At 47.6% G+C, this 24,877-nt stretch carries 22 protein-coding genes and 1 pseudogene; 16 read left to right on the top strand and 7 right to left on the bottom strand.

Translation table 11 applies throughout. From position 1 onward, the window contains the following. Window positions 1-17 precede the first annotated feature (17 nt). The 4 genes from rbsC (at window position 18) to OA57_RS11525 (ending at window position 4,161) form a co-directional block, all read left to right on the top strand. Entirely contained in the window at window positions 18-998 is a 981-nt protein-coding gene (gene rbsC, locus OA57_RS11510) for a ribose ABC transporter permease (protein ID WP_052122487.1), read from the top strand. 86 nt (window positions 999-1,084) lie between these two features. After that, complete coding sequence (rbsB, locus tag OA57_RS11515; protein WP_034618019.1) at window positions 1,085-1,966, top strand: ribose ABC transporter substrate-binding protein RbsB; 882 nt, start codon at window positions 1,085-1,087, stop codon at window positions 1,964-1,966. Between the two features lie 73 nt (window positions 1,967-2,039). Next, window positions 2,040-2,975, top strand: a complete 936-nt coding sequence (gene rbsK / locus OA57_RS11520; RefSeq protein ID WP_034618021.1) for a ribokinase — start codon at window positions 2,040-2,042, stop codon at window positions 2,973-2,975. Between the two features lie 148 nt (window positions 2,976-3,123). Next, window positions 3,124-4,161 (top strand): substrate-binding domain-containing protein, encoded by a 1,038-nt coding sequence (locus OA57_RS11525; RefSeq protein WP_052122488.1) that lies wholly within the window; start codon window positions 3,124-3,126, stop codon window positions 4,159-4,161. A gap of 2 nt (window positions 4,162-4,163) precedes the next feature. Here the strand turns inward: OA57_RS11525 and OA57_RS11530 are convergent, their stop codons facing one another. From OA57_RS11530 to pssA, 3 genes are all read right to left on the bottom strand, one after another. Further along, window positions 4,164-5,378 carry an aromatic amino acid transporter gene (locus tag OA57_RS11530; protein ID WP_034618022.1) on the bottom strand — a complete coding sequence of 405 codons (1,215 nt, stop codon included), beginning with the start codon at window positions 5,376-5,378 and terminating at the stop codon, window positions 4,164-4,166. A 57-nt stretch (window positions 5,379-5,435) separates the two neighbouring features. Continuing rightward, window positions 5,436-6,866: a tryptophanase gene (tnaA, locus tag OA57_RS11535; protein WP_034618024.1), complete on the bottom strand. Its 1,431-nt coding sequence runs from the start codon at window positions 6,864-6,866 to the stop codon at window positions 5,436-5,438. Window positions 6,867-7,245: 379 nt separating this feature from the next. After that, the gene (pssA, locus tag OA57_RS11540; RefSeq protein ID WP_034618026.1) at window positions 7,246-8,613 is read right to left on the bottom strand and encodes a CDP-diacylglycerol--serine O-phosphatidyltransferase; all 1,368 of its coding nucleotides are present in this window, start codon (window positions 8,611-8,613) and stop codon (window positions 7,246-7,248) included. A gap of 184 nt (window positions 8,614-8,797) precedes the next feature. Here pssA and OA57_RS11545 point away from each other — a divergent pair, with 184 nt between their 5' ends. Then, a complete protein-coding gene (locus OA57_RS11545) occupies window positions 8,798-10,006 on the top strand; it encodes a TrmH family RNA methyltransferase (RefSeq protein WP_084589932.1) in 1,209 nt (402 codons plus the stop codon). A gap of 2 nt (window positions 10,007-10,008) precedes the next feature. Here OA57_RS11545 and OA57_RS11550 read toward each other — a convergent pair whose 3' ends face one another. Further along, on the bottom strand, window positions 10,009-10,269 hold the full coding sequence (locus OA57_RS11550) for a YfhL family 4Fe-4S dicluster ferredoxin (RefSeq protein WP_034618028.1): 261 nt from the start codon (window positions 10,267-10,269) through the stop codon (window positions 10,009-10,011). A gap of 124 nt (window positions 10,270-10,393) precedes the next feature. Here OA57_RS11550 and OA57_RS11555 point away from each other — a divergent pair, with 124 nt between their 5' ends. From OA57_RS11555 to fbaA, 3 genes are all read left to right on the top strand, one after another. Further along, on the top strand, window positions 10,394-11,089 hold the full coding sequence (locus OA57_RS11555) for a ribonuclease T2 family protein (RefSeq protein WP_407637110.1): 696 nt from the start codon (window positions 10,394-10,396) through the stop codon (window positions 11,087-11,089). Between the two features lie 291 nt (window positions 11,090-11,380). Beyond that, entirely contained in the window at window positions 11,381-12,544 is a 1,164-nt protein-coding gene (pgk, locus tag OA57_RS11560) for a phosphoglycerate kinase (protein WP_034618031.1), read from the top strand. Between the two features lie 71 nt (window positions 12,545-12,615). Beyond that, window positions 12,616-13,695: a class II fructose-bisphosphate aldolase gene (fbaA, locus tag OA57_RS11565; RefSeq protein ID WP_034618032.1), complete on the top strand. Its 1,080-nt coding sequence runs from the start codon at window positions 12,616-12,618 to the stop codon at window positions 13,693-13,695. Window positions 13,696-13,808: 113 nt separating this feature from the next. Here fbaA and cpxA read toward each other — a convergent pair whose 3' ends face one another. The 3 genes from cpxA to mutH all read right to left on the bottom strand — a co-directional run bounded on the left by cpxA (window position 13,809) and on the right by mutH (window position 16,784). Further along, window positions 13,809-15,242 (bottom strand): envelope stress sensor histidine kinase CpxA, encoded by a 1,434-nt coding sequence (gene cpxA / locus OA57_RS11570; RefSeq protein ID WP_034618034.1) that lies wholly within the window; start codon window positions 15,240-15,242, stop codon window positions 13,809-13,811. A 73-nt stretch (window positions 15,243-15,315) separates the two neighbouring features. Beyond that, the gene (gene cpxR, locus OA57_RS11575; RefSeq protein ID WP_034618036.1) at window positions 15,316-16,029 is read right to left on the bottom strand and encodes an envelope stress response regulator transcription factor CpxR; all 714 of its coding nucleotides are present in this window, start codon (window positions 16,027-16,029) and stop codon (window positions 15,316-15,318) included. A gap of 86 nt (window positions 16,030-16,115) precedes the next feature. After that, complete coding sequence (gene mutH, locus OA57_RS11580; RefSeq protein ID WP_034618037.1) at window positions 16,116-16,784, bottom strand: DNA mismatch repair endonuclease MutH; 669 nt, start codon at window positions 16,782-16,784, stop codon at window positions 16,116-16,118. A 667-nt stretch (window positions 16,785-17,451) separates the two neighbouring features. Here mutH and rppH point away from each other — a divergent pair. The 8 genes and pseudogenes from rppH to clpX form a co-directional block, all read left to right on the top strand. Then, window positions 17,452-17,908, top strand: a pseudogene (gene rppH / locus OA57_RS11590) (RNA pyrophosphohydrolase); the annotation flags it as partial. A gap of 169 nt (window positions 17,909-18,077) precedes the next feature. Beyond that, on the top strand, window positions 18,078-18,869 hold the full coding sequence (locus tag OA57_RS11595; RefSeq protein WP_034618046.1) for a sulfite exporter TauE/SafE family protein: 792 nt from the start codon (window positions 18,078-18,080) through the stop codon (window positions 18,867-18,869). A 21-nt stretch (window positions 18,870-18,890) separates the two neighbouring features. Beyond that, window positions 18,891-19,700 carry a prolipoprotein diacylglyceryl transferase gene (lgt, locus tag OA57_RS11600; protein ID WP_034618048.1) on the top strand — a complete coding sequence of 270 codons (810 nt, stop codon included), beginning with the start codon at window positions 18,891-18,893 and terminating at the stop codon, window positions 19,698-19,700. 13 nt (window positions 19,701-19,713) lie between these two features. Further along, entirely contained in the window at window positions 19,714-20,565 is an 852-nt protein-coding gene (locus tag OA57_RS11605; protein WP_034618050.1) for a thymidylate synthase, read from the top strand. A gap of 130 nt (window positions 20,566-20,695) precedes the next feature. Next, window positions 20,696-21,139, top strand: coding sequence for a peptidoglycan-binding protein LysM (gene lysM / locus OA57_RS11610; protein ID WP_034618052.1), 444 nt, complete (start codon window positions 20,696-20,698; stop codon window positions 21,137-21,139). Window positions 21,140-21,390: 251 nt separating this feature from the next. Then, window positions 21,391-22,692, top strand: coding sequence for a trigger factor (gene tig / locus OA57_RS11615; protein WP_034618054.1), 1,302 nt, complete (start codon window positions 21,391-21,393; stop codon window positions 22,690-22,692). A gap of 168 nt (window positions 22,693-22,860) precedes the next feature. Next, a complete protein-coding gene (gene clpP / locus OA57_RS11620; protein WP_034618055.1) occupies window positions 22,861-23,445 on the top strand; it encodes an ATP-dependent Clp endopeptidase proteolytic subunit ClpP in 585 nt (194 codons plus the stop codon). 12 nt (window positions 23,446-23,457) lie between these two features. After that, on the top strand, window positions 23,458-24,717 hold the full coding sequence (clpX, locus tag OA57_RS11625) for an ATP-dependent protease ATP-binding subunit ClpX (RefSeq protein WP_034618056.1): 1,260 nt from the start codon (window positions 23,458-23,460) through the stop codon (window positions 24,715-24,717). Window positions 24,718-24,877: the final 160 nt, after the last annotated feature.

Genomic DNA, 24,877 nt, shown 5'->3' on the forward strand with positions numbered 1-24,877 from the left:
ATCAAGGAAACAAGACAATGACAACAAAAACAGTGGAAAGAAAAGGGTTTAATCTGAGCGGGTTTTTAATTGAACAGCGTTCGATTATTGCATTATTGGTTCTGATTGCAATTGTGTCGATGCTGAATCCGAATTTTTTCAGCGCCGACAATATTTTGAATATTTTGCGTCAAACCTCGGTCAATGCGATTATTGCGGTCGGCATGACTTTTGTCATTCTTATCGCCGGTATTGATTTGTCGGTCGGTTCGGTTTTGGCATTGACCGGAGCATTTGCCGCCACGCTGGTCGGGCTGGATATGTCGATTTTTATCGTGGTGCCGGTCGTACTGATTGCCGGCATGTTATTGGGCGGCGTGAGCGGGCTGATTGTCGCCAAAGGCAATGTGCAGGCGTTTATTGCAACCTTAGTGACCATGACGTTATTACGCGGCGTAACGATGGTTTATACCGACGGTCGTCCGGTCAGTACCGGCTTTTCCGACAGTGCGGATCAATTCAGTGTGATCGGAACCGGCTATTTATTCGGCATTCCGTTACCGATTTGGATTATGGCCGTTGTGTTTGCCGCGGCGTGGTACATTTTGCAGCATACCCGTATGGGGCGTTACATCTATGCCTTGGGCGGCAACGAAGCGGCGACCAAATTATCCGGCATCAACGTGACAAAAATTAAACTGTTTGTGTTTGCCGCCAGCGGGTTATTGTCCGCTTTGGCAGGATTGATTGTAACGTCTCGCTTGTCTTCCGCACAGCCGACCGCCGGCGTCAGTTATGAACTTGATGCCATTGCCGCCGTGGTCGTCGGCGGTACCAGCCTGATGGGCGGAAAAGGACGGGTCATGGGTACGCTAATCGGGGCGCTGATTATCGGCTTCTTGAACAACGCACTGAATATTTTGGATATTTCGTCCTATTATCAAATGATTGCAAAAGCATTGGTTATTCTGGTTGCGGTATTGGCAGATAACTATTTGGGCAGTAAAAAAGTCGGATAAGTAGAAGGGCACAGGAGTCTCGGCACAATCTGCGCACATGGACGTGCACTTCTACCCGTTTTAAATTAATTTAATGAGGAAACATTATGAAAAAATTAACCACAGTTGCATCCGCTTTAATCGTCAGCCTGGCGGTCAGCGGTTCCGTATTGGCAAAAGAAACGATTGCCTTAGCGGTTTCTACACTGGATAACCCGTTTTTTGTAACCTTAAAAGACGGGGCGGAAAAAGAAGCGGATAAATTGGGCTACAATCTGGTGGTGTTGGATTCACAAAACGATCCGGCGAAAGAACTTGCCAATGTTGAAGATTTATTGGTACGCGGTGCGAAAGTGCTGTTGATCAACCCAACCGATTCCGAAGCCGTCGCCAATGCGGTCATGCGCGCCAATAAACAAGGCGTACCGGTCATCACGCTGGATCGCGGCGCTGCCAAAGGCGAGGTTATCAGCCATATTGCCTCGGATAATGTTGCCGGCGGAAAATTGGCAGGGGATTTTATCGCTGAAAAATTAGGTAAAGAAGCTAAAGTGATTCAACTGGAAGGTATCGCCGGCACATCAGCGGCGCGTGAACGCGGTGAAGGCTTCACACAAGCGGTGGCTGAGCACGGTTTCAGCGTGTTGGCGAGCCAACCGGCAGATTTTGACCGCACGAAAGGATTAAATGTGATGGAGAATTTACTGGCGAGCCAAGCGGCGGTGCAAGCGGTATTTGCGCAAAACGATGAAATGGCGTTAGGCGCTTTGCGAGCCTTACAGGCGGCGAAAAAAGGCGATGTGCTGGTGGTCGGCTTTGACGGCACCGATGATGCGGTACGAGCCGTAGAAGGCGGTAAATTGGGGGCGACCATTGCACAGCAGCCGGAAAAAATCGGCGAGTTGGGGGTGGTGACGGCGGATAAAGTGCTGAAAGGCGAACAGGTGGACGCTACCATTCCTGTGCCGTTGAAAGTCGTTGCGAAATAAGATTGTTGCAAAAACCGAACCGCACTTTGGTGCTGATTTGATACAAAGTGCGGTTTGAGAAGAGGCGGAAAAGATGTCAAAACCGAAAAAACTGGTCGTACTCGGCAGTATCAACGCCGATCATGTTATTTCCGTACCGCACTTTGTCAAACCCGGCGAGACGCTGTCGGGCAGCGGTTACCATATTGCCTATGGCGGAAAAGGGGCGAATCAGGCAGTTGCGGCGGCTCGTCTGGGGGCTGAAACCGATTTTATTGCCTGTATCGGGCAGGACGATATCGGACGGGCGATGAAGCAGGCGTTTGCCGAGGATAATATCAATACGGATAGCATTGTGGCGATTGCCGATGAAATGAGCGGGATTGCGATGATTCAAGTCGCTGACGGCGGCGAGAACAGCATTGTTATTGCGGCGGGCGCCAACGGCCGTTTAGATGAAAGCGTGGTGGCGAAATTTCAGCAAAATATTATGCAGGCCGATACGCTGCTGATGCAGTTGGAAACGCCGTTGGCAGGGATTTTAGCGGCGGCAAAACTGGCGAAACAGAACCAAACCCGCGTTGTTTTGAATCCGGCGCCGGCTCAGCCGTTACCGCAGGAATTGTTGGCTCAGGTGGATATGATTACCCCGAATGAGACGGAAGCGAAAACGTTGACCGGGATTAACGTGGTCGATGAAGCAACGGCACAACAGGCGGCAGAGGTGTTTCACCAACAAGGGATTCAAACCGTGCTGATCACGTTGGGTTCGAAAGGGGTATTTGTCAGTGAACAGGGGCAAAACGGGCAAATTATTGCCGGTTTTCGGGTGCAGGCGGTGGATACTACCGCCGCAGGCGACACCTTCAACGGCGCATTGCTGACCGCACTTTTAGAAGATCAGCCATTGGCAGATGCAATCCGCTTCGCCCATGCGGCAGCGGCAATTTCGGTCACCCGCAAAGGCGCACAACCGTCAATCCCGACACGACAGGAAGTGGCGGCGTTTTTGCAACGGCGGCAGCGATAGTTTCCATAACGGCTTATGGCGGTTCACTTTTTTAATTGCTACCGTTTTTCGCCGCTAAGGCGGAAGACGATATTTTTATCCGGAAAACAGCGAACAAACGAACGGATCCTTGCTATTCAACCGCACTTTGGTGACTTGAGAACACACTATGGCAACCATGAAAGACATCGCCCGTTTGGCGCAGGTTTCAACTTCAACGGTATCACACGTCATCAATAATTCCCGTTTTGTCAGCGATGAAATCCGTGAAAAAGTGATGGCGGTGGTGCGGCAGCTGAATTACACGCCCTCCGCGCTGGCACGTAGTTTAAAAATCAAAGAAACCAATACCTTAGGAATGCTGGTGACCGCCAGTTCGAACCCGTTTTTTGCCGAAGTGATTCGCAGTGTCGAACGCTATTGCAACCGTCATCAGTACAACTTGATTTTGTCTTATACCGATGGTGACAGCGAACGCTTGCAGCGTAATCTGGAAACGTTGATCCGCAAACAGGTCGACGGCTTGCTGCTGATGTGTGCCGAATCGCATTGGCAATTGAATGACGACATCAGCCAGCGGTTACACTTGCCGATGGTGATGCTGGACTGGTGGCCGACCGCACTTAATGCCGACAAAGTGCATGAAAATTCAGAGTATGGCGGCTATCTGGCAACAAAAACCTTAATTGATGCCGGACACCGAGAGATTGCGATTATCACCGGCAGTTTCAAAAAATCATTGGCGTTCAATCGGGTGCAGGGCTATCAAAAGGCATTGGCGGAAGCGGGTATTCCGTTGCGTAAAGCGTGGATTATCGAAAGCCACTTTGATGTTGAGGGCGGCATTGACAGTATGCAAAAGATTCTAGGCTTAACCCCGCGCCCAAGTGCGGTTTTCGCCTGTTCCGACACGATTGCAATCGGGGCTTATCAAGCGCTTTGGCGAGCCGGGCTGACGGTCGGCAAAGATATATCGATTATCGGTTACGATAATATCGAAATGGCGCAATACCTCTCGCCGCCACTCACGACAATCCATCAGTCGAAGAATCATTTGGCAAAACAAGCAGTGGAAATGTTGCTGCAAAGAATCAAACAACCGCCGCAAGAAAACCGCACTTTAACGCTGGAACCACATTTGGTTTGGCGCGAATCGGTGTTGGATTTACACGCCGTTAATCCCGTTTCGGAACGGCGGGATCGCTAAATTTATCCGTTAAAGTGCGGTAAGTTGCCGGTCATGGCCAGAAGATGGAAAACGGCGACCAGAATGCCGAATAACATAACAAGATAAAGGGTGATATTGCCGCCGAGAATACGGAATGCGCGCTGTTCGGGGTATTGTTGGCGGGCTTTTCGAGCCAACAGTGCCGGAATAATGCAGGCCCATATCGTTGCGACGGCGCCGGCGTAGCCGATGACGATAACAAAACCGAACGGAAACAGGACGGACATCAGCAGAGGCGGAATAAAGGTGACCGCCCAGCTTTTTGTTCTGCCGATTTTGCTGTCGTCAAATTTAAAAAAATCGGCCAAAAAGTCAAATAATCCCGGTCCGACGCCGATAAAGGAAGAGAGGATTGCCGCCATCGAAAACGCATTGATCGCATGGGAAATCCGTGTCGAATCAATGACCGACCCCAATGCGCTTAACAAGACGTCAATATTGCCGCCCTGAGCGATAATCGGAGCAAACTGCTCGCGCGCCAAATTGCCGAAGATACTGATCAGCCAGACGGCATAAAAAAACAGTGCGATTGCCGTGCCGCCGAAAATGGCCTGCTGCGCTTTGCGCTCTTCGCCATAATAGATGCGCATTGAGGCGACGGAATGGTGGTAGCCGAAAGAGGTCAAGGCAACCGGCAGTAATGCCATGATATAAGGCGCATATTCGCCGCCGGGGTTATGAGCGTCGAATAAAAGATCGAGTTGAATCCGGGTTGACATACCGGAAATACTGAAAATAAAGCTGAATATCATAAAGGCGATCAAGATGACCGAGATGCGGCTGACGGCTTTTGTCGAGTACCAGACAACGGCGGAAAAAAGCGCAACAAAGAGAAAAGCCGATATTTGCGTATTAATGTGCAAGAGTTGACCGATGATCAGGCTGGACGAGGTGGTATAGGCGTAAAGCAGGATACAGCCGACAAAATAGACGGCAAGATTATTGATAAAATTGACTTTTTCCCCGAGTAAATGTCGGGTGACGCTGTCGAACGAAACACGAATATCGTAGTGTTGAAACGCTTCCAGCAGTAACCAGCCGGACAAGGTCATCATCATCATGGTCAGGGTGATCGCCAATAACGACCAGATTGTCCATGCGCCGGCGCCCGCACTTGGCAAACCGAGCATACCGGCGCCGACACAGACGCTGGCAATGACACAGGCTCCTCCGATTAAAGAGTGTTGTTTTTTCATAGCAAAGCTCCATACATGATAAGAAGTGCGGTCGGCAAAACCGCACTTTGATTAAAATTATTGCGTGGTGCCGTCGACTTCTTTCAGGCGTGCGGTGAAATGCCGCAGTACTTTCGGTTCATAGCTAAACTCAAGTCCTTTAATGTTGTGGAGATTTTCTTTTACCTTGGCAAACGCTTCGATGATGAAATCCATATGGGTCTGGGTATAGGTTGCACGCGGAATCGTCAAACGCAATAATTCCGCCGGACAAGGGTGCTGCTTGCCGCTATGCGGATCGCGCCCTAAGAGTAACGAACCGATTTCAACCGCCCGAATACCGGCGACTTTATACAGTTCGCAAGCGAGTGCGTGTGCCGGAAATTGGTCGGCGGGAATGTGCGGCAGTAATTTTCCGGCATCGACAAAGGCCGCATGTCCGCCCGCTTGTTGACAGTGAATGCCGATGGCTTCAAGGCCGTTAACCAAATATTGGATTTGCTGAATACGGTAAGCCAGCCATTCTTGCCGCATTCCGTCAAACAAACCGACAGCCAGCCGTTCCATTGCGCCGCCTTCCAAGCCGCCGTAGGTCGGAAATCCTTCCTGAACCACACAGAGCGTGCGGCATTCGGTATATACGTCCAACATGGTGTCGTTTTTAAAACAGAGCAATCCCCCCATTTGCACCATTGCATCTTTCTTCGCCGACATAGCCAGAATATCGGCATATTGATAAGATTCATAGGTGATTTCTTTAATTGTCCGCTCGGCATAGCCGGCTTCCCGTTGTTGAATAAAATAGGCGTTTTCGGCAAATCTGGCGGAGTCCATTACCACCGGAATATCATATTTTCGGGCAATGTTATAAACCGCTTTTAAATTGGCAATCGACACCGGTTGTCCGCCAGCCGAATTACAGGTAATCGTGCTGACAATATACGGAATATTCTCACTGCCGATGTCTAGAATAGTTTTTTCCAACTTTTGCAGATCAAAATTCCCTTTGAAGTCATCGTATATTTCAGTATTAAAAGCATTGCTGTTATAGATATTTTTAGCAACACAGTGATTTAATTGCGTATGTCCTTGGGTGGTGTCAAAAAAATAGTTGGAAAGTGCGGTCATTTTATCCGGTTTGCCGCCTTTTTCCCGTAGTCGTTTCTGGATTAATACCGGAATATAAATCTGTTCCGCACCACGTCCTTGATGGGTGGGAATCGTATATTGATAGCCGAAAATCGTGTTGACCGCTTTCGCCAGTGCATGAAAACTTCTGCTGCCGCTGTAGGCTTCGTCGCCGATTAACATAGCGGCCTGCATCGCTTGGGTTATGGCGCCGGTGCCGCTGTCGGTCAGCAAATCGATAAAAACATCTTCGCTATCGAGTAAAAACGGGTTCATGCCCGCCGCTAAAATTGCTTTTTCACGGTATTCTCGCGTGGTTCTTTTTACCGGTTCGATAACCCGAATACGGAAAGGTTCGGGCAAATGTTTAAAGGTATTCATATAAACTCCTGATCATAAAAAATAACAAGCGCCGCTTATTTGTTTTAAACAAATAACGGATTGAATAATCAATTTATTGAAACTAAATGATGGACAATATATCCGATGACAGGCAAATAAAATGGCCTTGTTGTTATTTATGGAAACGGATAGGCGAGCTTATGATCTTGGTTAAACCAAGTTTTTAGGGTTAAGGTTAGGATCTTCATTTTAATTTCCTCATTGCGAGTGAAAATTAGTTGAAATCAGAATGAAGTATTAATGAAATTTTAACTTTGTCACGCTAAAAACATAGAGGTTGCGAGAGGGATCACAAAATACTTTTGATCATAAGACGGAGATAAAATCCGTCTTAATCGGGTGAGAAAAAGTGCACTTATCAGAGAATCAATTTCACGATTTTATCCGCTTGCAGCCGTCGGAAACGCGTGAGCAGTTTTTTGACTTCCGGCGGATAATTTTGCAATTTTTCCAGCGTACGATAATGGTGGACAAGTGCGGTATGGCGGCGGATTGCCGCCAGTTCTTGTTGTAGCTGCGGTTGCAGCTGTTGCTGCGGATCAATCATCAATATGCCGTTTTCGGCATCTAAACGCCACGCTCTCGGGTTTAGGTTATTGCCGGTCAGCAAAATATAGTGATCATCGACCCAGATGCCTTTCAGGTGGTAGGAGTTTTCTCCGTGTTGCCATAAACGCACGCTCAGCTGTCCGTTGGCGAGCATTTTGCGGTATTTTTTGCAAAAATTACGCAGATTGGTTTCATACAAGTACGGCAGGGCGGCGGACATGGTAAACGGTTTATCCGGCGCCAAGTAAAAGTCATTGGCGGTTTTGTCGCCGACAATGATTTCCACCGCTTTACCTTCTTTTAATAATGCGCCGAGTTGCAAACGCAAGCTGCGCGGAAAATTGAAATACGGGGTGCAGATAGTTAATTTCTGCTGTACCACGCCAAAGAGCGATTCGATTACCGTATTAAGCGGATTGTTGTTGGACAGCCCGAAAATAGGGGAAATTAACAGTTGTTCCGCCGCAAAGGCGACGGGCGAAGCCAACGGATAAGCCACCTGCTGGCTCAATTTTTTTCGATAGTGGCGAATCGCCGGGCGAATGCTTTTATCTTTGCGCACCGCTTGATCCAAGCGCTGAACCGCACTTGAATCGATGATATGCTGATTTAAGAAGGCGACAAAACTGTCGGCCAAGCTCGGATTAAGAATTTTCTGATAGCGATCATAACGATATTTGTCCTGTTGATGCAGATAAACGTTATTGATGCTGGCGCCGCTGTACAGCACACAGTCGTCAAAGACAGAGCCTTTAATATGCAAAACACCGAAAAGTTCGCGGGTGTTAATCGGAACGCCGTAAAAGACGATATCGTTATCGACGGACAAACCGTATTTTTGGCGTTGTTCGGCATACCATTCGGCGTTGGTCTGCGCGGTTTCGGCGCCCAGCAATCCGCGCTGCGCACGATGAAAATCGACAAAAACCCGAATATCCAGTTCGGGATTGTGTTGCTTGGCTTGATACAACTCATGCAGAATTTCTTGCCCTGCTTCGTCATTTTGCCAGTAAAGTGCGGTAATATAGATACGCTGTTTGGCTTGTCGAATCAGCTGAATAAAGTGTTGTTTGTAGTCTGCCGCCGTGTAGATAAATTCCACATCTTCCGCCGCTTGCGGCAAAAACGGCAATGACTGCAACTGATGCAGCGACTGATAATATTTGGGATTCAGCATAGTGATTAAACGCTATCAAATAAATTTAAATGATATAAAGTGATTTAGTTTACCTGCGTTAATCGGCTTTGAACAGTTTTTTCCCCCGATGTTTGGTTAAATCGGCGTAAAAATTTGTTATAATCCGCCCGGATTCATACGGACTCTCCGTCACACCCATTTACCCCTAATTTAAGGCATTTTCATGAACGATAAATTTGATTCCCGCAATAACCGCAAGCCCGCATTTCAACAACCGGATTCCAAAAGCCGCTTTTCGCCGAAATCGGCGCGTGACGGTGAAAAAAGCGAAAAACGCTTTTCCGACAACCGCACTTCAAACCGCACTTCGGATCGGCGTCGCTCGGAGGGTGGTTTTTCAGCAGGTCCTAAATCGGCTGCGGCACGTCAACCGTCGGCAAGCGGGGAGCGGCGCGAGCGGAGAGAGGACGGCGGCAGACAGGAATTCCGTCAGCCTCGTGAACGCCGCGACAACCGCGAGAGGGGCGACAATCGGGATCGTCGGGAAAAACGGGATTCGCCGAATACCGGCTATGTGTGGGGCGAGCGGGAAATGGATGCCGTTAAGGCAGGCAAACACAGCGAAGGCAGTGTAAAGGTGATGATTAAGGGCGAGGTGAAAGGCGAGAAAAAAACCGGAGCTTTATCTCCGCGCGCACCGGAAAAAATCCGTAAGAACCGCAATGAAGAGATGAAAGTATACGGCGAAGCGGCATGTCTGGCGCTGTTCCGCCAACGTCCCGACAGTATCGTCCGCTTATGGGTGACGGTAGAAGTCAGCCACCGAATCGGGAAAATCATGAGCTATTTGGCGAATGCGAAAAAAACCTATCATGTGGTCGACAGTGCCGAATTGGAACTGGTGAGCGGCAGCGATCATCACGGCGGTATTTGTATGCTGGTGAAAAAAGCCACGCCGATGAATTTGGACGCCTACTTAAAAACAGCTAAATTACAGGATTGTGTATTGGTGCTGGACGGAATTAACAATGCGCATAATTTGGGCGGTATTATCCGCACGGCGGCTTATTACGGCGTTAAAGGAATTGTTTGCGAAAGTGCGGATAAATTTTATTCCGCCGCCGCCGCAAGAGTGGCGGAGGGCGGAATGGAACATATTTATGCGCTCGAAAGCCGCAGCAGTGATTCGGCTATTGAACAATTGAATGCGGCAGGCTATCAGGTGATTGCCCTCACGGCAAACAAACAGGCGCAACCGTTGAATAAAACCGTGCTGCGCGATAAAGTGGCGTTTGTGTTGGCGGAAACGGTTTCGACCGACATGCGTCCGTCGGCGGAGGCGGTGGTATTATCGTTTGACAATCCGCTAAACAGCGGCTTGAATGTGGCGGTCAATGCGGGAATTTTGTTGTCGCACTGGTATTTCAGATAGCGTTATAACTTGTCGGCATGGTGCAACAGGGCGAAGCGTTCCCACAGGACATCATCCGATTCGGTATGATCGGGATCGGTGATAATACAGTGGTTGATCGGGCAGACTTTCTGGCAGGTCGGCGTTTCATAATGGCCGACACATTCCGTGCAAAGTGCGGGATCGATAACGTAGATCTCTTCTCCCATGCTGATTGCCTGATTAGGGCATTCAGGTTCGCACATATCGCAGTTGGTGCATTTTTCAGTAATCAGCAGTGCCATAACGTTTGTCTCAAATCCCAATCGGGCAGTATGTCGAATGTTCGGTAAAAAGCGGACGATTATAATCAAGAATGCTGAAAAAACCAACAATCCTTTTTAAATTTTAATGAAACCGAAGAAAAGTATGCAGTTAAGTTCAATCAAAATGCCACAGCTTGCGCTGTTTATCGTCCTATTTTTTGCCTTGATTTTAAGCGCATTATATTTTTCGCACCGGCAAAAAGCCTCGATGGATACCTTGTTGGAAGCGGATTATGATGTTGCGATGAGCAGTGATTCGATCGGGCAGAATAAAACCGCCAAGGCTAATTATTATGCGTTGGTGCTGTCTTGGTCCCCGGGGTTTTGCCAAAGTTTGCGCAGCGGTAATGCCGGTGCGGTTCCCAAATCGGCTGCCTATCAATGCGGCGGGGCGCAAAAATTCGGCTGGGTAATTCACGGTTTGTGGCCGCAAAGCGCAACCGCCCGACGGGTGTCGGATCATCCGCGCTTTTGCCTGGGCGACTTGCCGCCGCTCGAAGTGGGTTTACTGGAGAAATATCTGACCCATTCGCCGAGCCTGAAATTATTGCAGGGCGAATGGGAAAAGCACGGCGCTTGTGCGTTTAGCCACGCTAAAGACTATTTTGACAAACAACAGGAACTGTTTTTGCAGTTGAAATTGCCGGATTACGAACTGAAAAGAGCGGATCTGTTCAGCTGGTTGCGGAAAAACAATCCGCACTTGGCGGGAAAATACATGGCGGCGGGGCGTGATGAATTACAGATTTGCTATAGTTTGGAGTGGGACGTCATCAATTGCCCGAAAATCCGTTTTTAACGGAGCGGTGGCAAGCAAGTGCGGAAGTGTTACGGCAAATTGTCGGAAAGTACTGCAGTTGAAAAAGAAAAGTAATCGTACTGTTAAAAACAGCCTAAGATTTGGCAGAAAAGTGAATAACAGACTGGCGGGAAAAGGGCTTGGCGTTATAATCGGAACAGACGGAAGGAATCGTTTCAAAGAGTAAAATTTTACATTGTGGTCATAGATTAAATTGCTATAATCAATGACCAAACAGCATGCTGTAATCGTTTCAGAATTATCATTCACAATTAAACAAGAGGACTTATTATGTCAGTAATTAAAATGACCGACTTGGATTTGGCGGGGAAGCGTGTTCTTATCCGTTCCGACTTAAATGTACCTGTCAAAGACGGTAAAGTCACTTCGGATGCGCGTATCAAGGCATCGATTCCGACTATCGAACTGGCACTGAAACAAGGTGCGAAAGTGATGGTGACTTCCCATTTCGGTCGTCCTACGGAAGGCGAGTACAACGCAGAATATTCGTTGCAGCCGGTGGTTGATTACTTGAATGAAGCGTTGGACGTGCCGGTTCGTTTGGTAAAAACGTATTTGGATGGGGTTGATGTCGCTCCAAATGAATTGGTTGTGCTGGAAAATGTCCGTTTCAATAAAGGCGAAAAGAAAAATGAAGATGCCTTGACGCAAAAATATGCCGCACTTTGCGATGTTTTCGTGATGGACGCATTCGGAACCGCACACCGCGCGCAAGGTTCGACCCACGGGGTTGCCAAATTTGCGCCGATTGCCTGTGCCGGCCCGCTGTTGGCGAATGAATTGGAGGCATTGGGCAAAGCGCTGAAAAATCCGGCTCGTCCGATGGTGGCGATTGTCGGCGGTTCTAAAGTATCAACCAAACTGACCGTGCTGGATTCATTATCCAAAATTGCCGATCAACTGATTGTCGGCGGCGGTATCTCGAATACATTTGTTGCGGCGCAAGGCTTGAATATCGGGAAATCACTGTATGAGGCGGATCTGATTCCGGAAGCGCAACGCTTGATGGAAATCTCCGACATTCCGTTGCCGAGCGATGTGCGTGTTGCGACCGAATTTTCCGAAACGGCGGAAGCCACGATTAAATTGGTCACCGACGTTCAGGATGATGAACAAATTCTGGATTTGGGCGATGTCTCCGCCGAAGTACTTGCCGACATTATCCGTAATGCCAAAACCATCTTGTGGAACGGGCCGGTCGGCGTATTCGAATTCCCGAATTTCCGCAAAGGGACGGAAATCATTGCTAATGCGATTGCCGAAAGTGACGGTTTCTCCATTGCCGGTGGCGGTGATACGCTGGCGGCAATCGATCTGTTCGGTATTGCGGACAAAATTTCTTACATCTCGACCGGTGGCGGTGCGTTCCTTGAGTTTGTCGAAGGAAAAGTATTACCGGCCGTCGCTATTCTGGAAGAACGCGCCAAAGCGTAATTATTCCCCCGATTTATCAACTTGGGCGGAAGGTAATGCTTTTGCCCGCTATTTAAAATAGGAAATTTATCATGTCAAAATTATTAGATATCGTAAAACCCGGCGTGTTGACGGGTGACGACGTTCAAAAAGTCTTTGCTTATGCCAAAGAACACGGTTTTGCACTGCCGGCGGTCAATTGTGTCGGTACTGACTCCGTCAATGCGGTATTGGAAACGGCCGCCCGGGTAAAAGCGCCGGTTATTGTACAATTTTCTAATGGCGGCGCTCAATTTTATGCCGGTAAAGGTATTAAACCGACCGACGGTTCACGTCCGGACGTGTTAGGTGCGGTAGCCGGGGCAAAACATGTTCACCAATTGGCGGAACATTACGGCGTGCCGGTGATTCTGCATACCGACCATGCGGCGAAAAAATTACTGCCGTGGATCGACGGCTTGCTTGATGCCGGTGAAAAACACTTTGCCGAAACCGGTAAACCGCTGTTTTCATCTCACATGATCGATCTTTCCGAAGAACCAATGGAAGAAAATATGGCGATTTGCCGTGAGTATTTGGCACGTATGTCAAAAATGGGCATGACCCTTGAAATTGAAATCGGAATTACCGGCGGCGAAGAAGACGGCGTAGATAACTCCGATGTCGATGAATCTAAATTGTACACCCAACCGGAAGATGTGCTGTACGTTTACGACCAATTAAACCCGGTCAGCCCGCGTTTCACTATTGCTGCGGCGTTTGGTAACGTACACGGCGTGTATAAACCGGGCAATGTAAAATTAAAACCGTCTATTCTGGGCGCTTCGCAAGAGTTTGTCTCTAAAGAGCGTAACTTGCCGGCGAAATCATTGGATTTCGTTTTCCACGGCGGTTCCGGTTCTTCAACCGAAGAAATTCGTGAAGCGATCAGTTACGGTGCGATCAAAATGAATATCGACACCGACACCCAATGGGCGGCTTGGGAAGGCATTTTGAACTTCTACAAAGCCAATGAAGCTTATCTGCAAGGTCAGTTGGGCAATCCTGAAGGCGCCGATGCCCCAAACAAAAAATTCTACGATCCGCGTGTTTGGCTGCGTAAATCGGAAGAGTCCATGTCCAAACGTTTGGAAAAATCGTTTGATGACCTAAACTGCCGTGATGTACTGTAATCACTGACCGCACTTTTAAGTGTCAACAAAAAAGCACCGCTGAGTCGGTGCTTTTTATTGTTGTTGAATATGACTGAAATATAAAGCAAAGTGCGGTTATATTGCAAGTGTTGTTACACCTCAAGCCACAGCGGAAGCGTAATCGTCACCCGTAAGCCGCCCAGCGGGCTTTTGCTGGCGGTGACGGTGCCTTTATGTTGTTCGACGGCATTGGCAACAATTGATAATCCCAATCCGGTACCGCCGGTCGTGCGGGCTCTGGCCTGATCGGTACGGTAGAACGGGCGGAAGATTTGTTGATATTCATGTGCCGCAACCCCTTCGCCGTTGTCATCGACAATAATTTCCAGCGTGTTATTGTTAAGAATAGTGCAATTCAACTGTACTTTGTCGCGCGCATATTTAAATGCGTTGCGGATAATGTTTTCCAGTGCACTGGCCAGAGCATCTTCGTTACCGTTGATAAAGTAATCCTGCGGGTTTTTGATGTTTTGGATAAAGCTGAATTCAAAATGGCGCTCACGGCTTTCAAATTTAGCATCTTCTACGACATCTTCCCAAATAAACGGCAGATTGAATACTTCGCGATTGATATGAGAGTTCATGTGTTGCCGTGAAAGCGAAAGCAGTTGATTTAACATTTTCTCCATACGTTCGGTTTCGGTGCTGATCCGCGTCAGTTCGCTGCTTTCGCCTTGGCGGCGGCGTAACAATGAGGTCGCCAATTGTAAGCGGGTCAGCGGGGTGCGCAGTTCATGAGAGACGTCGAGCAATAAGCGTTGTTGCGAGCTGATCATATCTTCCAATGATGTCACCATCTGGTTGAAACTTTTACCCACTTCGCGCAGTTCCAATGAGCCTTGTTTCTCCAGAATCGGATTGACCGACAAATTTCCGGTGGAAATGGCGTTGGCGGCGCTGCGCAGTTCTTTGATCGGCTGAGTCAGGCTGAAAATCAATCCGAGCAGCAATGGTGTACTGGTCGTCATCAGCAAAAACAGCATGATTAACGGGTGATCGAAGAAGAAATTGATGAACTCCCGTTGTGGATCCACTGATTCAATAAAATACAGCAGATACGGTTCACTGTCTGAAAACGGATAGGGTGAAATGAACGGGCCGACAATATCCTGATTGTAAAACCGGCGTTTTTGCGGTGACAGCGGATTATTCGAACGGTTGACAAATTCGTATAATTGACTGCTTTCATTATAATTCAGCGGGCCAATCACTTTATTATAGTCGTTCGGATCGACCAACACCGGTTTTTTGGACAACAGCATGATGTCGTGTTTATCAATGGATTGCTTGTCGTCCTGATATTGTAGATCGTGCAGCAGGTTGCTTTTGGTCAGTTTGATGACTTCAAACTGATACAGATTGACTTCGTCGCCGGATAATTCGGTGTAATTGCGCGCATCCATGGTGGGAATAAAAAAAGCAAACCCCATCAAGACGAAAAATGCCACCCAAATCAGCCAGAATAAAAAGAAGATTTGGACATTGATGGAATTCAGCAGGCGAAGCGATCTGCGCAATAGTTTCATGATATGCCATTTAGCAAGAAGAAAAGACAAGCGTGCCGTATCGGCACGCTATTATTCTTTTGCCGTTGATTCATTATTTTTCAGTGACCAACAGATAACCTCTACCGCGCAGGGTTTTAAACCACGGCAAATTGTCTGTGCGTTCCGGTAATTTTTTACGTAAATTTGAAATATGCATGTCTATTGCACGGTCGAACGGGGTCAGCCGTTTGCCTAAAATTTCGAGACTGAGCAATTCACGCGACAAAATTTGTCCCGGATGTTTGACCAGAATTTGTAACAAAGCAAATTCTGTGCCGGTTAAGTCCAGATCTTGATCGTTGTACAGTGCCTGCTGTCTGCCCGGATGCAAGGTGATGCCGCCGAAATCCAATTGCTTGTTATCGTCTTTGTCATGGCTGCTGATTGTGCCCAGCGAGGCGGTTTGATTGCCGGTACGGCGCAAAATTGCCTTGATACGGGCGACTAATTCGCGATCATTGAAAGGTTTTGCCAAATAATCGTCTGCGCCCAGTTCGAGCCCCAACACGCGATCAATGTCATCACCGCGCGCAGTCAGCATTAATACCGGAGTAGAAAAACTTTTTCTGAGTTGTTTAAGTGTTTCAATTCCGTTCAGAATCGGCATCATTACATCAAGCAAGACGATATCATGGCTAAAGTTCAGTAATTTAAGGGCTTCTTCGCCGTTATAAGCCTGTTCGACTTCGAATCCCTCAATTTTTAATACTTCGGACAAGAGTTCCGTCAATTCAACATCATCGTCAACAAGTAATATTTTTGACATGAAATAGTTTCCTTTGATTTATCATTATTAGTAATAGGGTGCATTAATGTATTTTGGACAGGTAAGATACATGAAAGTTCATACCATTAACTTGAGGTAAAACAAAATTTTTGCAAAATTTCTACAGTAAATTGCTTTCTTAAGTAAAATCCTAGTGGTAATGTCTTGATCGGCTGTCCTTGTTGCCCGTTTGCACTTGTCCGCTCCCTTTTATTTGCGCCTTTCGGACGTAATTGCAGCACTTCGCCGATAGAGGCATTGATATTATGAATTTCCCCCATGACGATCAAATCCATCAGTTCTTCCCAATCCCGTGCCAAGCGAGCTTCTTGCTCCGGCGTGGGTTGCCATAAAATCGGCATACCGATCCGTCTTGCCGATAACGGAATTGTTCTTTCCCCTTCGACGGGAATCCATAATACTTTTTGCAGTTTATGTCGGACATGGCTGTTTTGCCAGATAACACCGCTGTTTTGTGTCAACGGCGCCAGACTGACAAACGTTGTTTCCAACGGATAACCGTGGCGGTTGACCGGAATGGTTTTCAGCTCGATACCGATATCGGCAAAATCTTGCTGCGCTTTACTGCCGGCTTCGGCGCCAAGTGCGGTTTCCAATAACATACCGACCCAGCCTTTATTGCGTTTTAAGTTTTCAGGCACATTCAGGTTGTGTTCCGCTGCAATTTCCGCGATGCTCAAACCCGCTAGACGGCGGGCGCGTTGCAGCAATTGGCTTTCGGATTGCGGGCTCATCGGTATCTTGTTCCGTCTTGGTGGTAGGGTTCGCCATTGTAACGGCAACTTGTCGGTACGGCAAGTCTGCTCAGGTGAGATGCGGCTGTCTAAAAATTATACTCGTCCGATTCTCTTGATTCATATCGCAGGATGATTTGTGTGAATAAATCGTATTTATTTGATTTATCAAGAAAAATGGAAAACATTTAATATGCGTTCGGCGATAAAAAACGGTAATACCGCATTCAGCCACAATGTTATCCACAGAAAATCTGAATAACTTTGTTTGAACGGGGAAAAACGGATTATGCGGTGTCGCATGGAAGGATTGTCTATAAACTGAATTAAAAATGCTTTTTTTATCGTCAGCGAAAACGGCATCTTATCTTGTGCGGGCAGAAAATCGCCGAAATACCCTGCTTTCTTGCAGATCATTGTGGCGCATAGTCGTTATGCCTGTTCGGACGGTATGGCATTTTTTTCAGCAACAATACTTCCAGTGATTACACACAGAGTTATCCACAGCCGGTAAGAATATATCGAATGTTTGTCGGCATACCCATAAAGTGCCGAAGAAATCGGCTATTTCTCAACGCTGGTTGATGGTTGTGGTTGTATCACTTTCGATATTATGAAACAATCAACCACATTTCAGAGTTCAAAAGATGATTTAAGAGGATCGATAGTGATCGATTTCGATGGTTACCGGCCAAATGTTGGGATTATCATTTGTAACCCACAAGGGCAGGTCTTATGGGCCAAGCGCTGCGGGCAAAATTCATGGCAGTTTCCGCAAGGCGGTATTAATCAGGGCGAAACGCCTGAACAGGCGATGTATCGCGAACTGTTCGAAGAGGTCGGCTTGAGTCGGCAAGACGTCAAAATTCTGTCGGTCTCAAAAGGCTGGCTGCGTTACAAATTGCCGAAACGCTTGGTACGTAATGACGGCAATCCGGTCTGTATCGGGCAAAAGCAGCGTTGGTTTCTGTTAATGTTAGTAAGCGATGAGAAAAACATCAATATGCAGGCGACGCAAGCACCGGAGTTTGACGGTTGGCGCTGGGTCAGTTATTGGTATCCGGTCAGGCAGGTTATCGCCTTCAAGCGTGAAGTCTATCGCCGCGTGATGAAAGAGTTTTCCGTTATCATGGTTGCGTTGCCGGACAGTACAAGTGCGGTTGCGACAAAATCTAAAGAAATATCGAAAGGCGAAAGCGAACGTTACTCACCGTCACGCGGTAAGAAACCTTTCCGCCCTTACCGCAAACAGGACAAAAGAGCGGTTCAAAACAATAAAGGGGAAAAACGCAGATGATCTTGTTTGCCGTCTATTGTCTTTTAACCGGCGCATTGGCCGGTTTTCTTGCCGGTCTGTTCGGCATCGGCGGCGGTTTGGTGATTGTGCCGGTGTTGGTGCATCTGTTGCCGCAAATCGGTATTCCCGAACCGTTATTGATGAATGTGGCGTTGGGAACTTCGTTTGCCACCATTGTGATTACCGCATTTTCCTCCGCTCAACGCCATCATAAACTGGGCAATGTTGATTGGCAGGCGTCGAAATATTTGATTCCGTCTTTAATGATTTCAGTCTTTATTGCCGGTTTGTTCATCAGTTTTCTGCCGAAATCGATCACCAGTAAATTGTTTGCTTTTATGGTGTTGTATCTGGCAATCAAAATGCTGCTGTCGATCAAACATAAAACCGGTAATCGAGCTTTAACCGCTAAACAAGGTATTGTCGGCGGTGTGCTGATCGGTGCGGTGTCCAGCTTTGCCGGTATTGCCGGCGGTGCATTTATCGTCCCTTTCTTGAATGCCAGAGGACTGGAAATGAAACGGGCAATCGGCACTTCTTCGTTTTGCGGTATGTTGTTGGGGCTGTCCGGCATGATCAGTTTTGTCGTCAGCGGCCTGAATATTGCCGATCTGCCGCCTTATTCACTGGGCTATGTTTATTTGCCGGCGGTGCTGCTGATTACATTGGTTTCGTTCTTTACTTCAAAATTCGGTGCGACGCTGACAACCAAACTGCCGGTATCGACGCTGAAAAAAGCGTTTGCGGTCTGGCTGTGTCTGGTTGCAATCAAAATGTTGCTCGGTTAACGGATTATTATCAAGGGCGTTATGAATTCCTATCTTACTTTTCCGGAAATTGATCCGGTCATTTTCCAGATTGGGCCGGTCGGCTTGCGCTGGTACGGGTTGATGTATTTAATCGGGTTTATGTTTGCCCGCTGGCTGGCGGTGAAACGCGCTCGACAGGCGAACAGCGGCTGGACGGTGGATCAAGTCGATTCGTTGTTGTTTAACGGTTTTCTCGGCGTTTTTCTGGGCGGCAGGATCGGTTATGTGTTGTTTTATCAATTTGACCGTTTTATGCAGGATCCGCTCTACCTGTTCCGTATTCTGGACGGCGGCATGTCGTTTCACGGCGGCTTAATCGGCGTGATTTTATCGATGATTATTACCGCTCGGCTACAAAAGCGCTCGTTTTGGGTCACGGCCGACTTTGTTGCGCCGCTGATTCCGTTCGGGCTGGGCATGGGACGGATCGGTAATTTTATTAATGATGAACTTTGGGGACGGGTAACCGATGTTCCATGGGCGGTTTTATTTCCTTCCGGCGGTTATCTGCCGCGTCATCCGTCGCAGTTGTACGAAGCGTTTCTGGAGGGAGTCGTCTTATTCTTTATTTTGAACGGGTTTATCCGTAAGCCGCGTCCGGCAGGTTCGGTAGCGGGATTATTTCTGACTTTTTACGGGCTTTTCCGTTTTATTGTCGAATTTTTCCGTGAGCCGGACGAGCATTTGGGGCTGTTCTTGGGGCAACAGATTTCAATGGGGCAAATCTTATCCGCACCAATGATCCTTATCGGCTTGTCAATGGTATTTTGGGCTTATCGGCGTGCTGCAAAAATGCAAAGTGCGGTCTAAAGGGGGGGAAGCTATGCGTCAATATTTGGATTTATGTCAACGAATCGTACAACATGGCGTCTGGGTCGGCAACGAACGCACCGGCAAGCGTTGCTTAACCGTGGTTAATGCCGATTTGACTTATGATGTCGCCAATAATCAGTTTCCGTTAATCACCACGCGCAAAAGTTATTGGAAAGCCGCTATTGCCGAATTTTTAGGCTATATCCGCGGTTATGACAATGCCGCCGACTTCCGTAAACTGGGGACTAAAACCTGGGATGCCAATGCCAACGAAAATCAAGTTTGGTTGAACAGCCCGTACCGCAAAGGCACTGACGATATGGGGCGGGTTTACGGGGTACAAGGCAGGCGCTGGCGTAAGCCGGACGGCTCGCCTCTGGATCAGCTGCAAAAAGTAGTGGATAACTTATCGAAAGGCATTGACGATCGCGGCGAAATCATCACATTTTATAATCCCGGCGAGATTGAAATGGGCTGCCTGCGTCCTTGTATGCACACCCATACCTTTTCATTGTTGGGCGATACCTTGTATCTCACCAGTTATCAACGTTCTTGCGATGTGCCGCTCGGCTTGAATTTTAACCAAATCCAGGTTTACACCTTTTTGGCGTTAATGGCGCAAATCAGCGGTAAAAAAGCGGGACAGGCATATCATAAAATTGTTAACGCCCATATTTATGAAGACCAACTGGAACTGATGAAAACCGTACAGTTGCCGCGTGAACCGCTGCCGTTGCCGCAGTTGGAGATTAATCCGGCAATAAAAACGCTGGCGGATCTGGAAAGTTGGGTCACATTGGACGATTTTAAGGTGAGCGGCTATCAGTCGCATCCGCCGATTCAATATCCGTTTTCGGTATAATGCCCAATACAGCGCATTTTATTTGATTTAATTTGATTTACGTGAAAACTGATCGGATAATACGAGGCGAACATGGTTCGATTTCTGCTGAAATCGATAATATTCATCAATAGCTTATTAAGGAAATAACATGGGATTATTTGATTTTGTCGGTAATATCGGTAAGAAAATCTTTGGCAAGGAAGAAGAAGCGTCAAGTGCGGTAACACAGCACATCAATGAAGACAATCCGGGCGTTGAAAACGTAGCGGTTACCGTTGAAAACGGCGTTGCCAAAATCGAAGGCACGGCGAAAGATGCTTCCGCCTTGGAAAAAGCGATCTTAATGGCGGGCAATATTTCCGGCATTACCAAAGTAGAAGCGCAAGGCGTGACGATTGCCAGTGGTGAAGCATTGGCAACCGATGAGGAATTCTATGTGATTGAAAAAGGCGACACCCTGTGGAAAATCGCTGAAAAAGCTTACGGCAACGGCGCTAAATACACCGCAATTGTTGCGGCGAACAAAGAAGTGATCAAAGATGCGGATAAAATTTTCCCAGGACAAAAAATCCGCATCCCGAAAGGTCTGTAAAGCTATTGTCGCTTGGTTGATGAACCCGATTCTTCTGAATCGGGTTTTTTAATGCATTCGCCGCAAAAATCGTCTAAACCGTGAAAAGTGCGGTTTAAAAAATCGTCAATTATCCTGTTTTCTGCGCTTATAACTCGACTGATGCGTGATGACTGGTTATAATCTCGTGTCTATTTTTTTAAGTTCGGTGTTTGTTGTTCATGTGATGATATGAGTGGCGCCGAGAATATCTGAATTTTTTGAGGTAAAAAATGCAATTTTCCGTAGAAACTACCCAAGGTCTTGAGCGCCGTATCACTATCACGGTTGCGGCTGATACTATCGAACAGAATGTTCGTGAAGAATTAAAAAATGTCGCAAAAAATGCGCGTATCGATGGTTTCCGTAAAGGCAAAATTCCCCCGGCAATCGTTGAAAAACGCTTCGGTGCGTCAGTACGTCAAGACGTGTTGAGCGATGCGATGCAACGCAGCTTTTTTGATGCGATTATGCAAGACAAAATCAATTTTGCCGGTCGCCCGACTTTTACCCCTGAACAATACGAAGCCGGTAAAGACTTCACTTTCAGCGCGACTTTCGAAGTTTATCCGGAAGTGAAACTGCAAGGACTGGAAGAGATCAGTGTTGAAAAACCGGTTGTGGAAATCAGCGAAGCCGATATTGATAAAATGATCGATGTACTGCGCAAACAACAAGCGACATGGAAAGAAAGTGCGGTTGCCGCCAAAGCGGACGATCGTGTGACTATTGATTTTGACGGTTCTGTTGACGGTGAAGCGTTTGAAGGCGGTAAAGCCGCTGATTTCGTCCTATTGATGGGACAAGGACGTATGATCCCCGGTTTTGAAGACGGGATTGTCGGCCGCAAAGCCGGTGAAAACTTCACGATTGATGTGACGTTTCCGGAAGATTACCATGCCGAAAATCTGAAAGGCAAAGCGGCGAAATTCGACATCAGCCTGAAAAAAGTCGAAGAGATGGAGTTACCGGAAGTGACCGAAGAATTCGTGCAGAAATTCGGCTCCAAAAACAAAACGGTTGCCGATCTGCGGGCTGAAATCAGCAAAAATATGCAGCGTGAATTGAACAATGCATTGACTACTCGTGTAAAAAATCAGGTAATTGACGGTTTGTTGGCGAACAACAGCATTGATGTACCGGCGGCGGCGGTCGATCAGGAAATCGAAGTACTGCAACAGCAAGCGGCGCAACGTTTCGGCGGTCAAGCACCGAAAGATTTCCAGTTGCCGCGTGAAATTTTTGAAGATCAGGCGCGTCGTCGCGTTCAAGTCGGATTGCTGTTTGCCGAAGTGATCGCCGCTAATGAGCTGAAAGTTGACGAAGCACGCGTGAAAGCGATGATCGAAGATATTGCCGCCGCTTACGAACAACCGGCGGAAGTGGTTGAGTATTACAGCAACAACAAAGAGTTGATGAATAATTTGCGCAACGTAGTTTTGGAAGAACAAGCGGTTGATGCCGTTTTAGCCAAAGCGAAAGTGACTGAAAAAGCGGCTTCTTTTGACGAGATTATGAATCCGCAGCAAGCCTAATCGACAACCTGTTGTTTTATCAGTGAAAGTGCGGTCTGTGACCGCACTTTTTGTTTTCAGCGCACGGAAAGATAACGGATTATTCTGTTTTTTTGCCTGTTTTTCGGTAGAATATCGAACATTCCGTGTCGGCGCTTGCCAAAACACCCAACGTCAGTAGAGGATAGAATGAGTTTAGTTCCAATGGTGGTGGATCAAACATCACGCGGCGAAAGAGCCTATGATATTTATTCGCGCTTGTTAAAAGAGCGGATTATTTTTTTAAGCGGTCAGGTTGAAGACAATATGGCGAATCTGATTGTTGCCCAGTTGCTGTATCTGGAATCGGTCGATCCGGAAAAAGACATCAATCTGTATATCAACTCGCCGGGCGGCGTAGTGACTGCCGGATTGGCGATTTATGATACCATGCAGTTTATCAAACCCGATGTCCGTACGTTGTGCATCGGTCAAGCTTGTTCGATGGGGGCGTTTTTATTGGCGGGCGGAGCCGCCGGCAAACGTTTTGCCCTGCCGCATGCGCGCGTGATGATTCACCAGCCGCTCGGCGGCTACCGCGGACAGGCGTCGGATATTCAGATTCATGCACAGGAAATTTTGAAAATTCGTGATACGTTGAATCGGCGTTTGGCGCACCATACCGGACAGCCGTTGGAAAAAATCGAACGGGATACCGAACGGGATAACTTTATGTCGGCAGCGGAAGCACAGCAGTACGGCTTAGTCGATGAAGTGTTAACAGAACGAATTTAAGTGGGATAAAACATGTCTGATGAAAAACAACATCATTGCTCTTTTTGCGGTAAAGAACAGCATGAGGTGGACAAGCTGATTGCCGGCGCATCCGGCTATATTTGCAACGAATGTATTCAGGACTGCTATGACTTGCTGGAAAAAGACGAGCAGCAGAACAGTGCCGAATCCGAAGCGGCGCCAAGTGCGGTTCAGCAAGAAAAATTGCCGACCCCGCATGAGATCCGTAAGCATCTGGACGACTATGTTATTGGGCAGGATCATGCCAAAAAAGTGCTGGCGGTGGCGGTGTATAACCATTACAAACGCTTGCGCAGCGATACCGGTTCCGAAGTGGAACTGGGCAAAAGCAATATTTTGTTGATAGGCCCGACCGGCAGCGGCAAAACCTTGTTGGCGGAAACATTGGCGCGTATGCTGAATGTGCCGTTTGCCATGGCGGACGCCACCACGCTGACTGAAGCGGGTTATGTCGGTGAAGATGTGGAAAACATCATTCAGAAGTTATTACAACGTTGCGATTACGACGTGGAAAAAGCCGAACGCGGCATCGTTTATATCGATGAAATCGATAAAATTACCCGTAAATCGGAAAACCCGTCGATCACTCGTGATGTGTCCGGCGAGGGCGTACAACAAGCACTGTTGAAATTGATTGAAGGTACAACCGCCTCTATTCCGCCGCAAGGCGGCAGAAAACATCCGCAGCAGGAATTTTTACGGGTCGACACGTCTAAAATTCTGTTTATCTGCGGCGGAGCGTTTGCCGGTCTGGATAAAGTCGTCGATCAACGTCATAACGTGCGCAGCGGTATCGGTTTCGGCGCCGAAGTTAAAGGCGAAAAAGATAAAGCCACTGTCAGTGAACTGCTGAAACAGGTTGAACCGGAAGATTTAATCAAATTCGGTTTAATTCCGGAATTTATCGGACGCTTGCCGGTGGTTGCCGCACTGAGCGAGCTGGACGAAGAGGCGTTGGTTAAAATTCTGACCGAGCCGAAAAATGCGCTGACCAAACAGTATCAGGCGTTGTTCGCGCTTGAGAATGTGGAACTGGAATTTACCGATGCCGCATTGATTGCTATGGCGAAAAAAGCCTTAAAACGTAAAACCGGGGCGCGTGGTTTACGTTCCATTTTGGAGGCGGTTCTGCTGGATACGATGTATGATTTACCATCGCTTGAAAACTTACAAAAAGTGTTGATTGATGAAGAGGTTATCGATAATCAACAGCCACCGAAATTGGAATATCGCCTAGAGCAGGCAGGTTAATGATTCACACCAGTAGGATTCCCCTCCCTGTTAGTCAGGGCGGGAAATCCTGTTTTGGTGAGTTTGGCGTATTATTAGTTTATTAACGAACGATAGCGCGCCTTTAAAAACATATCAGCCGCTTGTTATACGGCGCAAGAGATCAACAAAAAGCCAAAGT

The organism is Chelonobacter oris, assembly GCF_000772535.1.
GTDB lineage: Bacteria > Pseudomonadota > Gammaproteobacteria > Enterobacterales > Pasteurellaceae > Chelonobacter > Chelonobacter oris.

What these genes read in the sequence shown, in the direction of transcription:
- rbsC (WP_052122487.1), top strand. Translation starts at nt 18, where the DNA reads ATGACAACAAAAACAGTGGAAAGAAAAGGGTTTAATCTGAGCGGGTTT.
- rbsB (WP_034618019.1), top strand. Translation starts at nt 1,085, where the DNA reads ATGAAAAAATTAACCACAGTTGCATCCGCTTTAATCGTCAGCCTGGCG.
- rbsK (WP_034618021.1), top strand. Translation starts at nt 2,040, where the DNA reads ATGTCAAAACCGAAAAAACTGGTCGTACTCGGCAGTATCAACGCCGAT.
- OA57_RS11525 (WP_052122488.1), top strand. Translation starts at nt 3,124, where the DNA reads ATGGCAACCATGAAAGACATCGCCCGTTTGGCGCAGGTTTCAACTTCA.
- OA57_RS11530 (WP_034618022.1), bottom strand. Translation starts at nt 5,378, where the DNA reads ATGAAAAAACAACACTCTTTAATCGGAGGAGCCTGTGTCATTGCCAGC.
- tnaA (WP_034618024.1), bottom strand. Translation starts at nt 6,866, where the DNA reads ATGAATACCTTTAAACATTTGCCCGAACCTTTCCGTATTCGGGTTATC.
- pssA (WP_034618026.1), bottom strand. Translation starts at nt 8,613, where the DNA reads ATGCTGAATCCCAAATATTATCAGTCGCTGCATCAGTTGCAGTCATTG.
- OA57_RS11545 (WP_084589932.1), top strand. Translation starts at nt 8,798, where the DNA reads ATGAACGATAAATTTGATTCCCGCAATAACCGCAAGCCCGCATTTCAA.
- OA57_RS11550 (WP_034618028.1), bottom strand. Translation starts at nt 10,269, where the DNA reads ATGGCACTGCTGATTACTGAAAAATGCACCAACTGCGATATGTGCGAA.
- OA57_RS11555 (WP_407637110.1), top strand. Translation starts at nt 10,394, where the DNA reads ATGCAGTTAAGTTCAATCAAAATGCCACAGCTTGCGCTGTTTATCGTC.
- pgk (WP_034618031.1), top strand. Translation starts at nt 11,381, where the DNA reads ATGTCAGTAATTAAAATGACCGACTTGGATTTGGCGGGGAAGCGTGTT.
- fbaA (WP_034618032.1), top strand. Translation starts at nt 12,616, where the DNA reads ATGTCAAAATTATTAGATATCGTAAAACCCGGCGTGTTGACGGGTGAC.
- cpxA (WP_034618034.1), bottom strand. Translation starts at nt 15,242, where the DNA reads ATGAAACTATTGCGCAGATCGCTTCGCCTGCTGAATTCCATCAATGTC.
- cpxR (WP_034618036.1), bottom strand. Translation starts at nt 16,029, where the DNA reads ATGTCAAAAATATTACTTGTTGACGATGATGTTGAATTGACGGAACTC.
- mutH (WP_034618037.1), bottom strand. Translation starts at nt 16,784, where the DNA reads ATGAGCCCGCAATCCGAAAGCCAATTGCTGCAACGCGCCCGCCGTCTA.
- OA57_RS11595 (WP_034618046.1), top strand. Translation starts at nt 18,078, where the DNA reads ATGATCTTGTTTGCCGTCTATTGTCTTTTAACCGGCGCATTGGCCGGT.
- lgt (WP_034618048.1), top strand. Translation starts at nt 18,891, where the DNA reads ATGAATTCCTATCTTACTTTTCCGGAAATTGATCCGGTCATTTTCCAG.
- OA57_RS11605 (WP_034618050.1), top strand. Translation starts at nt 19,714, where the DNA reads ATGCGTCAATATTTGGATTTATGTCAACGAATCGTACAACATGGCGTC.
- lysM (WP_034618052.1), top strand. Translation starts at nt 20,696, where the DNA reads ATGGGATTATTTGATTTTGTCGGTAATATCGGTAAGAAAATCTTTGGC.
- tig (WP_034618054.1), top strand. Translation starts at nt 21,391, where the DNA reads ATGCAATTTTCCGTAGAAACTACCCAAGGTCTTGAGCGCCGTATCACT.
- clpP (WP_034618055.1), top strand. Translation starts at nt 22,861, where the DNA reads ATGAGTTTAGTTCCAATGGTGGTGGATCAAACATCACGCGGCGAAAGA.
- clpX (WP_034618056.1), top strand. Translation starts at nt 23,458, where the DNA reads ATGTCTGATGAAAAACAACATCATTGCTCTTTTTGCGGTAAAGAACAG.